The 14,107-nt window shown below is 41.6% G+C and carries 6 protein-coding genes; all 6 read left to right on the top strand.

Annotated features, from left to right (window positions below):
- Positions 1–137: 137 nt before the first annotated feature.
- The gene (gene gatA / locus KK060_RS15135; protein ID WP_254154599.1) at positions 138–1,571 is read left to right on the top strand and encodes an Asp-tRNA(Asn)/Glu-tRNA(Gln) amidotransferase subunit GatA; all 1,434 of its coding nucleotides are present in this window, start codon (positions 138–140) and stop codon (positions 1,569–1,571) included.
- Positions 1,568–3,067, top strand: coding sequence for a lytic transglycosylase domain-containing protein (locus KK060_RS15140; protein WP_254154600.1), 1,500 nt, complete (start codon positions 1,568–1,570; stop codon positions 3,065–3,067). Before gatA ends, KK060_RS15140 begins: the two co-directional genes overlap by 4 nt.
- Positions 3,068–3,249: 182 nt before the next feature.
- The gene (locus KK060_RS15145) at positions 3,250–5,529 is read left to right on the top strand and encodes an NADP-dependent malic enzyme (protein WP_254154601.1); all 2,280 of its coding nucleotides are present in this window, start codon (positions 3,250–3,252) and stop codon (positions 5,527–5,529) included.
- A gap of 24 nt (positions 5,530–5,553) precedes the next feature.
- Positions 5,554–6,147, top strand: coding sequence for a Holliday junction branch migration protein RuvA (gene ruvA / locus KK060_RS15150; protein ID WP_254154602.1), 594 nt, complete (start codon positions 5,554–5,556; stop codon positions 6,145–6,147).
- A gap of 88 nt (positions 6,148–6,235) precedes the next feature.
- A complete protein-coding gene (gene sov / locus KK060_RS15155) occupies positions 6,236–13,483 on the top strand; it encodes a T9SS outer membrane translocon Sov/SprA (protein WP_254154603.1) in 7,248 nt (2,415 codons plus the stop codon).
- 193 nt (positions 13,484–13,676) lie between these two features.
- Positions 13,677–14,051 (top strand): glycine cleavage system protein GcvH, encoded by a 375-nt coding sequence (gene gcvH / locus KK060_RS15160; protein ID WP_254154604.1) that lies wholly within the window; start codon positions 13,677–13,679, stop codon positions 14,049–14,051.
- The last annotated feature ends 56 nt before the right edge of the window (positions 14,052–14,107 follow it).

The raw sequence follows: 14,107 nt of genomic DNA on the forward strand, positions 1-14,107 counted from the left end.
CACTCTTTTTTTTAATGACCGGCCCACCACCCACACCTACACAGCCAACTGCGTCGGCCGCGACTCATGTGTATAAGACCCACAAGTAGAAGACGCCGGCACGGCAGCGGGTAAAATCGAAGACGGAAAATAAAACGTTGAAAAACTACGCTACATTTCGCGAGATACAAAACGATCTGCAGCGCGGTACCCTCACGTGCCTTGAATTAGTCAGGCATCACCTCTCTGTTATTAAATCCAAATCACACCTCAATGCATTTTTGAGTGTGTATGAAGCGGATGCCCTATCACGCGCAGCTGAAATTGATCAAAAGATAAAAGAAGGATCAGCAGGGAAACTTGCTGGTCTTGTTGTTGGCCTAAAGGATGTAATCGCCTATAAAGATCATCCGCTACAGGCAAGCAGCAAAATTCTTGATGGCTTTACTTCTCTTTATAATGCTACAGTTGTAGATCGTCTACTGGCTGCCGATGCAATCATTATTGGCCGACAAAATTGTGACGAGTTCGCAATGGGCTCATCCAATGAAAACTCCGCATTTGGCCCCGTTCTTAATGACATTGACAATACAAGGGTACCCGGAGGATCTTCAGGCGGCTCCGCCGTTGCCGTGATGGCCGATATGTGCCAGGTTTCCATCGGTTCCGATACAGGTGGGTCGGTTAGGCAACCCGCTGCATTTTGCGGCATAGTTGGCTTAAAACCTACATACTCGCGGATTTCACGCTACGGTTTAGTAGCTTACGGCTCTTCTTTTGATTGCATCGGAATCTTTGGTAAAAGTGTGGAAGATGTTGCTCATGTGCTGGAAGTTATTGCCGGAGAAGACGATTTCGATAGTACTGTTTCCAGAACACCTGTCCCCACTTATTCCAAGTTATTAACTGCGGAACGGAAGGCCTATAAAATAGCCTACGTTAAAGAAATTGATGATTCAGCCGGGCTTCAACCTGAAATCAGGGAAAGCATTCAGCGTAAGATCAATCAACTGAAAAAATCAGGATACTCAGTAGAGCCTGTTGAGTTTCCACTGATGGAGTACATTCTGCCAACCTATTATATTCTGGCAACGGCAGAAGCAAGCTCCAATCTTTCCAGGTTCGACGGGGTTCGGTATGGATACCGAAGCCCAAATACAACGGATTTACATTCGATGTATAAAAAAAGCCGATCAGAAGGATTTGGTAAAGAAGTGCAACGTAGAATATTGCTGGGCACCTTTGTGCTAAGTGCAAGTTACTACGATGCCTATTATACAAAAGCGCAAAAAGTACGCAGGATTATTCGCGATAAAACGAAAGAAATCCTTGCAAAATATGATTTTATAGTGATGCCAATTACACCTACCACAGCGTTTAAGTTAGGTGAACACACCGAAAACCCTTTGGAGATGTATTTGGCAGACCTTTTTTCTGTACAGGCTAATGTGGTCGGAGTGCCTGCCATATCAGTGCCGTGCGGAAAAGATAAAGATGGATTGCCCATAGGACTGCAAGTAATTGCGGATGACTTTGAAGAACAGAAACTTTTAAATTTTTCTAACTACTTAACGACTATTGACCAGGAATGAAGAAGGCTTTTTTCTTTTCGTTGTCGATCATTTTTTCAACGCACGCATTCGGTCAGATATCGTCTGACACCACTGTTCGGGATCTTGAACTTGTTATCGACTCACTTGAAGTAGCGGAAGCTGAAGAGGAAATGATGTACAAAGAAGATACAGCAGATTATGTATACTTCTATCTTCCAACTGAACTCGAATATGTTCCTGGCGATGATCACCCAGCTGTTATCAGCGATCGCTTACATTGTATTCAGAAGAAAATTCCACTTGTTTACAACGATAAGATTCACGCTTTCATTAATTACTTTACTGTAAAAGATCGCGAGTACACCAAACTGATGATGCGGAGAAAGAACTTATACTTCCCGCTTTTCGAAAAATACCTCGCAAAGTATAATCTTCCTGATGAATTAAAATATTTGTCCATTATAGAATCTGGTCTTAATCCACGCGCTACTTCACGTGTACGTGCTGTCGGGCTATGGCAATTTATGTCTGCCACAGGCAAGTTCTATGGCTTGCGTCACGACTGGTATATAGATGAACGTATGGATCCTGAAAAGGCTACTGATGCCGCATGCAGATTCCTTCGCGATCTTTACAGAATGTTTAACGATTGGGAGCTTGCGCTTGCTGCATATAACACGGGTCCAGGAAACGTGAAACGTGCGATAAGAAAATCAGGATATACAAACAAAAACCCGGAAGGCGGAATGAGTCAAAAAACATTCTGGGATATCTATCAGCATCTGCCACGCGAAACACGCTCTTATGTTCCTCAATTCGTAGCTATTATTTACACCATGAACTACCTGGATGAGCATAACTTCTATGATGAAGGAGAAGAAAGACTTGTTCGCCACGATACCCTTCATGTCAATAAGTTTCTGAACTTCGAGACATTTGCAAACTTAACAGGTACTTGTGTTGAAGATCTTCAAAAACTTAATCCTGCAATTCAAAGAAATGCAATACCAGAAACAGCCAAAGCGTTTACCTTGCTTGTTCCTCAAACTGCAAAAGAAGTTTTAGCAAAAAACCGTTATGCTATTCTTGATTCAGCATCTAAAATTGGCAAAAAGGAAATAGAGCTTCTTGCAAAAGCGTCTGAAGGCTCTACTTATGGCCGTGATCGTATTGTATATAAAGTGAAGAGCGGGGATGTTCTTGGTTCAATTGCTATGCGTCATAAAGTAACTGTGACGGACCTTAAAAAATGGAACAACCTCAGAAGTAACAACATCAGGGTAGGTCAGCGTTTGAACATATGGACAACCCAATCCGGAAGAAGTACAGTATTGGCTTCAACTAAGTCTTCTTCATCCAAATCTGCTTCAACCCATAAAGTAAATGGTAAGAAAACTTATGTCGTTCAACCCGGCGACACGCTATGGGAAATAACACGAAAGTTTGAAGGACTTACCATCGATAAAATTAAATCGATGAACAAGCTCGACAACAACAAAATCCAACCCGGACAGAAGCTTGTAATTGGTATGTGATCTTCATTTAGTCATAGTCAATAGTCATTTCGGCATTGTTATTTTAGCAGCATTATGCGTAAATGACTATTGACTGATGAGCTCTCCTCCCCGATACCTATTCCTGAAATCCAATGACTATTAGTAATGATTGACATTAACTAATATTATTATATTTGGCCCTTTAACTGACCAACCCAGAAATGTCTATTAAAATCCGTAAAGAGGATGCCTTGAATTATCACATGCAAGGGCAGCCTGGTAAGATTGAAGTTGTTCCCACAAAGGTTCTTAGCTCACAGCTGGACTTAGCGCTGGCTTATTCTCCCGGAGTTGCAGAACCATGTAAAGAAATAGCAATTAACAAAGACGATGTTTATAAATATACATCGAAAGGTAACCTGGTAGCTGTTATATCTAATGGTACTGCAGTGCTTGGATTGGGTGACATAGGGCCAGAAGCATCAAAGCCTGTAATGGAAGGCAAGGCAGTACTTTTCAAAAAGTATGCTGGCATTGACAGTTTCGACATTGAAGTTGACGAGAAAGATCCGGATGCTTTTATAAAGATTGTAAAAGCCCTTGAGCCTACCTTCGGAGGCGTAAATCTCGAAGACATTAAGGCGCCAGAGTGTTTCAAAATCGAAACCGAGCTTCGCGAAAAAATGAATATTCCGATCATGCACGACGATCAGCATGGTACGGCCATCATTTCTTGCGCTGCACTGCTCAATGCGCTTGAATTAGTGAAAAAGAAAATTGAAGATATTATCATCGTAATGAATGGTGCAGGTGCTGCCGCTGTAAGTTGTGCAAAGCTTTACATTGCTGTAGGTGCCAAAAAGGAAAACATCATTATGTGCGATAGCAAGGGCGTGTTGAACAAGAACCGCACAAACCTTGATGATATTAAAAAGCAATTTGTAACAGACCGGACAGTTAGTACACTCCAGGAAGCCATGAAGGGTGCTGATGTATTTGTAGGTCTTTCTGTTGCAGATGCTATTACACCAGAAGATCTGCTTAACATGGCAGATAATCCAATTGTATTTGCGCTCGCTAACCCCAACCCTGAGATTGCTTATGATCTTGCCCGCAAAACAAGGCCCGATGCGTTACTCGCGACTGGCCGGTCAGATCATCCCAACCAGGTAAATAACGTCCTGGGCTTCCCTTACATCTTCCGTGGCGCCCTTGATGTTCGCGCTACAGAAATCAATGAAGCTATGAAGCTGGCAGCAGTTTATGCGCTTGCAAATCTCACAAAAGAGCCCGTACCTGATATGGTTGTAAAAGCTTATGGTGCTGACAAACTTCAGTTCGGACGCGAGTACCTTATTCCCAAGCCACTTGATCCACGGCTGATTACAACGGTATCGCCCGCTGTAGCAAAAGCAGCGATAGATTCAGGTATAGCAAAAAATCCAATTACTGACTGGGATGCTTACCATCACGAATTACAGAAGCGCATCGGTATCGATCAGAAGCTGATGTCCAGAATCATAGACAGAGCAAAGAAGAATCCGAAGCGTGTCGTATTTGCAGAAGCTACGCATCATAAAATTCTAAAAGCCGCGCAAATTCTTAAAGATGAGGGAATAGCTCATCCTATCCTACTTGGTAACAGACAAGAGATACTTGCTTTAATAAAAGAACACGACCTTGACCTTGAAGACTGCCCGATCATCTACCCGAGAGAAGATGATGAAACAGTAAAACGTTACGCTGAAGTTCTTTACAAGAAAAGACAACGCAAAGGACTCGCCTACCAGGATTGCCTGCGTCTGATGCGTGAGAGAAACTACTTCGGATCAATGATGGTAGAACTTGGAGACGCAGACGCATTGGTGTCAGGTCTTACAAAAGACTACCCGAAAACAATATCTCCTGCATTACAGGTTATAGGTGTTGCCGAAGGTGTTAACCGTGTTGCAGGTATGTACATCATTACCAACAAAAGAGGAACTTACTTCTTCTCAGATACAACGGTAAATGTTGATCCTAATGCACAAGAATTGGCGCAGATCATTGAACTTACAGCACGCGGTGTAAGCTTCTTTAACATGGAGCCGAGAATTGCCGTGTTGTCTTACTCTAATTTTGGATCGTCAAAAGGTGAGATTCCTGACAAGACAAAAGAAGCAGTGCGATTAGCAAAGGCAAAAAATCCAAAGTTGGTTGTTGAAGGAGACATTCAGGCAAACGTAGCCCTTAATACAGAAATTCAACAGGAAACATATCCATTCAGTGCTCTCTCTCAGGAAGGCGCAAATACGCTTATATTTCCAAACCTTGCATCTGGTAACATAGCTTATAAATTACTGATGGAAATCGGAGGTGCAGAGGCTATAGGCCCTATTCTTCTGGGAATGAAAAAGCCAGTACACATCCTTCAGCTGGGAAGCTCCATCAGGGAAATTGTGAATATGGCCGCTATAGCTGTTGTTGATGCACAATTACACGATCAGAACGACCACCTTTAAAAAATACTATAAAAGCTTTAATCTATGATTGCTTTCCTTAAAGGAAGACTGGTGCATAAAGAGCCAACATTTGTAATTGTAGATGTGAATGGAGTTGGGTATCAGGCAAATATTTCACTACAGACCTTTTCTGAGATAAAGGACCAGGAAAATATCATGCTTTTTACCCACCTCAACATTCGCGAAGACGCACACGTACTGTTTGGTTTTAGCCAGGAGTCGGAGAAAAAGCTTTTTCAGCAACTGATATCTGTAAATGGTGTTGGCCCCAGTACCGCTATTGTTATGCTCTCTTATATGAACAGCCAGGAGCTGAAGACAGCGATTGTTCAGGAAAACGCGGGAGCACTGCAAGCCATTAAGGGAATAGGAGGAAAAACTGCGCAACGCGTAATTATAGAATTAAAGGATAAACTGAAAAAAGAAAGCTGGGAAGAGAGTATCCCAAGTATTTCTTTAGGGCCTCACAATACCCTACGCAAAGAAGCGTTATCTGCTTTACTCACGCTGGGTCTGCCAAAGGCTACAGCAGAGAAAAGTGTTGATTCAGTCCTGAAAAAATCAGGAAATACCATTACCTTAGAAGACTTAGTAAAGCAAGCACTTAAAAATGCTTAAGTGTTAGAGAGTATGTGTTGGATGTAGGCAGATTTACTTTTCTAACCAGGTAAATTTTGTCCGTCTGACATTATAAATAAAGTTTACCTTGACGCCTACGATAAAGAAGAATTGCAATGCGCTTTCCCTCGGCCTTGTTACATGGCTGGTGTGTCTATTCTCTTTTGAAAGCTATTCACAACGGCAGGATAGTACCCGTGTAACAAGACAGGATACCTCAGGAGTATATAAACCCAGTAAAAGACCTACCTATAGGCCTACTGATCGCTACGGCGATCCTTTTTCAAATTCCACCACTGCTTCACCTTTATTTCTTAAAGATCCCAATCAAATGAAGTTAGACGTGGAGATCGATACCGCGCTTAATTATACTGTATACGAGAAGATTGGTGATCTCAACTATAGGCCTACTACCAGTATGTCCTTCTCCGAGTTTCAGCAATACCAGGACAGGAAGATTCTTAAAGATTACTGGCAGTCCAAGGCAAGAGCAATGGACGGCGAAAGTGCAGTTGCAGGAAGAGGTTTTACGCCCAAAATATTTGTGAGCCCTGTGCTCGATCGCATATTCGGCGGTAGTTATGTCGAACTCCAACCACGCGGTTTTGTTACCTTAGACTTTGGCGGTTCTTTTCAAAGGATTGCTAACCCCAACATACCTGCGCGACAACAACGTAATGGCGGCTTCGAATTCGATCAGCAAATTAATATGAGCGTTGTGGGTAAGGTGGGTGAGAAATTGGCAGTAACAGCCAACTTCGATAACAACAATTCATTCGACTTTCAAAACAACATGAAAGTTGAGTATACGGGTTTTAAAGAAGATATCCTCCAAAAACTTGAGATAGGAAATGTAAGCTTACCGCTCAACAACACCCTAATCCAAGGGGCTCAAAATCTTTTCGGTATCAAGGCACAAATGCAATTCGGGAAATTGAATGTAACTACCATTGCATCTACACAGCGCGGTAAAGTTTCGTCTATTGATATTCCAGGAGGCAATAATGGACAAGGAAGACCATTTGAAATTGTAGCTTCTAATTATGATGAGAACCGACATTTCTTTTTAGGACACTTCTTCAGAGACAACTACCGGAAATGGACCAAGAATTCCCCTCAAATAACATCCGGTGTTAATATAACACGTGTTGAAGTGTATATTCTCAACAGAAATAATGATACACAAACGCTTAGAAACGTAGTTGGCCTTATGGACTTGGGCGAACCCACCAGAATTCATAACGCTACAGTAATAAGCAGCCAAACTACCCTAGCCAACTCAAATGAAGCAAACAGTCTGTTTCAATATGTTACAACACAATTGGGTGGCAGAAATGCCGATGCGATAAACGGCCAACTGGATAGCTATTTTGCTGGAGAGGTAAATAATGGAACAGACTACGAAAAAATTACCAGTGCACGTAGATTAAATGATACAGAATTCACTTTTCACAGGCAGCTGGGTTACATAACACTAACGCGCAAACTGCAAAATGATGAAGCATTAGCAGTAGCGTATGAGTTTACTTATAATGGAAGACCTTATAAAGTTGGGGAACTGTCGGAAGATTATGCATCGCGTGGTGATCAGGAAGTTATTTTCCTGAAACTACTAAGACCACGCAGGATAAATATACGTGATGAACGGAAACGTATAATCCCCACGTGGGATCTGATGATGAAGAACATCTACTCGCTAAACGTAAATCAGTTATCTAGAGAAAACTTCCAACTTAGAATTATTTACCGCGATGACCGCTCAGGGATTGACAACCCTCAATTTCAGGAAGGAAGCGCCGAGATGCGTCAGAAACAATTGGTTGAGATTTTCGGACTTGACCTCTTAAACCCTGTGAATGACAGGCAACGTGATGGTAACTTCGACTTTGTTGAAGGCGTAACTGTAAATACCGAATCAGGATTAATCATCTTCCCTTACCTTGAACCATTTAGTGAAGCGCTGCGTGAAGAATTCAACAGACCTTACAATACGCAATTTAGAGATCAATTAATACAAAAATATTCTTACGATACTTTATACCGCACCACAAAGGCAGAGGCAGAGTTGTTTGCAACAAAGAATAAGTTCATGCTCGTTGGCCAATACAATGCAGGCTCCGCACGTGAAATATTAATTCCGGGTTTTGGTGTATCACAAGGTTCTGTTAAAATCTTTGCGGGTGGTATGCCATTATCAGAAGGAACTGACTATAGTGTTGATTACACATTTGGAAAGGTTACCATCCTGAATGAAAGTATTTTAACATCAGGGAAGAATATTAGCGTTCAGTACGAGCAATCAGACCCGTTTGCCTTCCAGACAAGAAGCCTTGTAGGTTCACGTTTTGATTACAAGCTCAATGATGATGTTAATTTCGGCTCAACTATTCTTTACTACAACGAAAGACCTCTGATAAGTCGCAACCAGGTTGGTACTGAGCCAGCAAGAAACCTTCAATACGGCCTTGACTTCAACATCCAGAAGAATAGCAGGTTCCTTACAAAGATGATAGATGCACTGCCTATCATTCAAACAAAAGAGCAATCCTCTTTTGCTATCTCGGGTGAATTTGCTCAGCTACTTCCAGGAACATCAAACGTAATTAATGGTGAGGGAACTGCTTATATCGATGACTTTGAGAATTCAGCAACTCCGATTTCGTTGATGACACCACTTGCCTGGAGGCTGTCCTCAACGCCAGTGCATGACTCGCGCTTCTATCCTGGCGGAGTAATCTCAAAAGACAGGAGCGCCGGGCATAAGAGAGCCAAGCTCGCCTGGTATCAGATTGACAACATGGTATACCGCGATGGAGGCCCTAACAGACCCGCTAATATTAGTCAGAAAGACATCGAAAACCACTATATAAGACCCGTTGATCCGCAGGAAATATTCCCCTACTATAACAGGCAGCAGGGAAACTTCTACCAAAGCATTTTTGATCTTGCCTATTATCCTGATGAAAGAGGTCCATATAACTACAACAACATAGACTTCAATAAGACCACCGGTAAGCTTGCTAACCCCAGAGACAACTGGGCAGGTATAACCACTGCCATTAAAAATGAAGTCGACTTCGACAAAGCCAATATTGAATATATTGAATTCTGGATGCTCGATCCATTTATTGAAGGAGAGAATGGAAAAATATATCTACGGGGAAAAGAACAGTGGACTCACCAGCAATCAGGAGGACAGGTGCTATTTCAGTTAGGAAATATTTCTGAAGACGTTATTATTGATTCAAAGCATGGGTTTGAAAATGGATTACCTCCCACTGGGGTTAATAACCCAGGCCAGGTATCAGTACAAAGAACTGAGTGGGGTTATGTAACGAACGAACAGTTTTTAAATAACGCGTTTGACAATTCACCGAATGCCCGCACCAACCAGGACGTTGGTTTAGACGGGATATCTTCTGAGCAGGAGCGCTCCTTCTTTACTGAGTTTAGTGATCTTACTGACCCATCCGGCGATGACTTTAGATTTTATCTTGACGAAACGTACGACAACACCAATGCACAGTTGTTGGAGCGCTATAAGAACATCAATGGCATGGATGGCAACTCTCCGATTATTGGAAACGATCGTATAGCAAGGTCGGGCACTCAAACGCCAGATAACGAGGACATCAATGTTGACAATACCCTCAACGAGCTTGAAGAATACTATGAATATGCTTTTGATCTTAAGAAATCAAACCTTGAGGCAGGAAAAGGATATATCGTTGATCAAATTACTACACGACCATCCTTCCCGGATGGGTCGAACGAATTAGTTACGTGGTACCTTGTTAGAATTCCTATACGCGGACGGAAAAGCATAGTAGGCAACATGAGCGGGTTTAAGTCTATCCGTTACATGCGAATGATTCTTACAGGCTTTCAGGAACCTGTGGTTCTTCGCCTTGCAAACTTCAGGTTTGTTGGAAGTAAATGGAGAAAATACAATGAAGATCTTCGTACAGGATTGAACCCGGATATTGAACCCAATGATGATTTTACAGTATCTGTTGTAAACCTGGAAGAAAATGGTTTTAAGAATGAAGGTGAGCAAACACCACTTTCTGCCTATACAATTCCTCCTGGCGTGGTGAGAGACCGCGATAACACTTCAAGTGTTGCAAGACAACTTAATGAGCAATCTGTTCAGGTATGTGTCGACGAATTGAAAGATGGAGATGCCCGTGCTATCTATAAAACCAGTGGATTTGATCTTTTTAACTACGGCAAGATTAAAATGTACTTACATGCCAATAGTCTTGCCCCAGACAATGAATTGCACGCTTTTCTAAGACTTGGTACAGACTTCGATCAAAACTATTATGAGATAGAGATTCCTTTAAAAATCTCTGATCCTAATAACACCGATGCGCGTGCTGTTTGGCCCGAAGAAAATGAAATAGACCTTGACCTCAACGAGCTCTACGCATTAAAAGCCTCAAGAGACCGAGAGCAATTTCCTACAGGAGAATCGTATCCAAGAGAAGGTCCAAAAGCAGTAGGGAAACATTTGATACGCATTTTTGGTCGCCCGGATATGAGTAGTATCCAGGTAATGATGATCGGAGTGCGCAACCCGAGAAGTGAGGACAACCGCTCTTACTCAGCCTGTATATGGGCTAATGAATTACGTGTTACTGATTTCGACAGAACAGCAGGATGGGCGGCTACTACTACTGTAAACGCGAAGCTTGCTGACTTTGCAACACTAACAGGCGCACTGCGCTATACAACTTATGGTTTTGGTAGTGTGAGTTCGAAGATTGGTGAGAGAACCCGTGATGAGACCACAGCGTATGATATTTCAGCAAATGTAAATGTTGATAAACTTCTTCCTGGAAACACAGGTATTAAAATTCCAATGTTTGTGAGTTACGAGAATACTACAGTAAATCCGAACTACGACCCTGCTAATCCTGATATGAGACTCGAGGCAGCTCTTAAATCATTACCTACTCAGGAAGATCGTGAGAACTTTAAGAAACTTATTCAGGATAAGACTACAAGGAGGAGCCTGAATTTTGTGAACGTGCGAAAGACCAAAGTTAAGCAAGACGCCCGAACGCATATCTATGATATCGAAAACCTTTCGTTTAGCTATTCATACAGTGAAGCGAACCAAACAAACTTCCTGACGCAGGAGTCGACATTAAAACAATACCGTGGATCAGTGGCCTATAACTTTGCGCCAAAAGCTACGGGAATTGAACCTTTTAAGAACAGCAGTGCATTTAACTCCCCGTATTTAAAGTTCATCAAGGAATTTAATTTCAGTCTTCTTCCCACAAGTATTTCCATTCGTGGAGATCTCGACAGATCGTTTAGCAAAAAAGTATACAGAAATTCGACGGGAGCGTATGGATCATTTGTGCTATCTCCACCTAATTACCTCAAGTACTTTACCTTTAACAGACAATACAATGTACGTTGGGCTCTATCCAAAGGCCTTACTTTGGAATATACTTCAAGAGCAAATGCTATTATTGATGAACCAGAAGGAGACATAAGTACGAGAGAAAACAGAGATAGTGTGATGTACAACCTGAAACGATTTGGTAGGATGAAAAATTTCGACCAGATGGTAACCTTAAACTACACTGTTCCCTTTGATAAGTTTCCTGTTACTGATTGGCTAGGCGCAGAATATCGGTTCCAGGCAAGCTATAACTGGAAGGCGGGTCCGATTAATGCATTGCCAGATGATGTAGCCGAAAGCCGAGGCATTGTAGATGACCTGCCCGACGAATTTGATTTTAAAAACACTATACAAAACAGCAGAGACAATAATGTAAGTGGCAAGATTGACTTTGTTAAATTATACAATAAAGTCAAGTTTCTTAAGGACCTAAATACGCCTCCACGGCCAGCTTCGACCAGGCCACAATCGGGAAGGCCGGTACCAACCAGACCGGCAGCTCCAGACACGGTAAAAACAACACCGCAGTTTGTAAAGGGCTTCTTACGTCTTTTAATGTCACTACGTTCTATCAATGCTACCTATACCTTAACTGAAGGTACAATTCTGCCTGGCTTTACTCCTACACCAAAACTTTTTGGAATGGACAAGGATTGGAACGCGCCAGGATGGGATTTTATACTGGGAAGTCAAAATCCTAACATTCGAAAAAGAGCTGCAGAAAATGGTTGGCTTACAAATCTTCCTGAACTAACAACTCCTTTTGCACAGGTAAAAGACGAGAACATTTCTATCAGGGCCAACATAGAACCTTCTTCTGAATTTAAAATACAGCTCGATATTAAAAAAGAGACTTCTACATCATATCAGGAAATTTTTAGGTTTGATCCATCAAATAAATTCGCGGATGAAACTGGCTTTGCTTCTTTAAATCCTACACGGAGCGGAAGTTATAGAATTTCATTCCTCAGTATTAAAACTGCGTTCGATGGAAGTAACGATGATACCGAGTCTGCAGTGTTTAGTAAATTCGAAGAGAATTTGGACATCATCAGAAACAGATTCAGTATTGCACATGGTGGTAAAGAATTTGATTCGACCAATCAGGACATTGTAATCCCTGCTTTCATTGCAGCTTATAGTGGCAAAAATGCAAGAGCGGTAAGCCTTTCTCCGTTCCCTTCAACTCCCCTGCCTAACTGGCGAGTCGACTACACAGGATTAAGTAAGATGGACATATTTAAGGATATATTCCAATCAGTCACTATTTCTCACGGATATCAATCAAGCTACTCCGTGATGAATTATACTAACTCTTTAGTTATTTCTGATCCTAGCAAAGTAAGTGTAAATCGCCCTATAGAGGATTATAATGTTGATTACTTAGGGGAGGTAGACGCAACAGGAAGGTATGTACCAATATATGTTATATCTCAGGTCATGATCTCTGAGCAATTTGCTCCGTTGGTGGGTATTAACGTGAGAACAAAACGCCGTCTTACTGCGCGGGCTGAGTACAAGACAAAACGAGATTTAGCCTTAAACATTTCTAATGCTCAAATCACAGAGCTTAACAGTAAAGATGTTTCTTTTGAGCTTGGCTACACCAAAAATAACATGAAGCTTCCCTTCAAATCGCAGGGAAGAACAATTGTTCTTAAAAATGATGTTACGTTTAGAATGAATGTTACGATCACAAACAGCAAAACCATTCAACGTAAAGTGGACGAACTTAACACCATAACAAATGGAAACATTAATTTCCAACTAAGGCCGAATATCAGTTATGTAGTTAATCAGAAGCTCACACTACAAGGCTATTTCGAACGTACTATTAACGAACCCGTGGTCACTACTTCCTTCAGAAGGACAACCACCCGTTTTGGCGTTCAGGTAAGATTTAGCTTGGCTCAATAAGTGACGCACTGAAGTTAGGCAATCGAGCAAAATTTGCCATGTGCAATTGTTCCTAATTAATTTTATTATCTAACTTAATACGCTCATTTTTAGCAAATTGAGCATTTGACATTACTAATAATCTCACTACCCAATTTCCCTTTATTATAATCTTCCGCTATTTTTGGCAAAATTATAACTCATTATAAGTAACATGAATATCCCTGACGGCCTGAAATACACCAAAGATCATGAGTGGATCAAGATTGAAGGCAATAAAGCAATTGTTGGTATTACAGATTTTGCCCAAAGCGAACTAGGTGACATTGTATATGTAGATATTACAACTGTAGGCCAGGAATTATCAGAACAAGATGTTTTTGGTACCGTAGAAGCTGTAAAAACAGTTTCCGATCTATACATGCCTGTAGCAGGCAAAGTCCTCGAGGTGAATCCTATTCTGGATGGAAGCCCTGAAAAAGTTAATGAAGACCCATACGGAGAAGGCTGGATGGTAAAAGTAGAGCTGAAAGGTGCACCAGAAAATCTACTTTCTGCAGCAGAATATAAAAGCCTCATAGGCAAATAAAATAAACCAATTTACAGCGTCTGCTGTTTCTATATCAGATCTGTAACGCTATAAGT

It is taken from the genome of Chryseosolibacter indicum (assembly GCF_018598585.1).
GTDB lineage: Bacteria > Bacteroidota > Bacteroidia > Cytophagales > Cyclobacteriaceae > Chryseosolibacter > Chryseosolibacter indicus.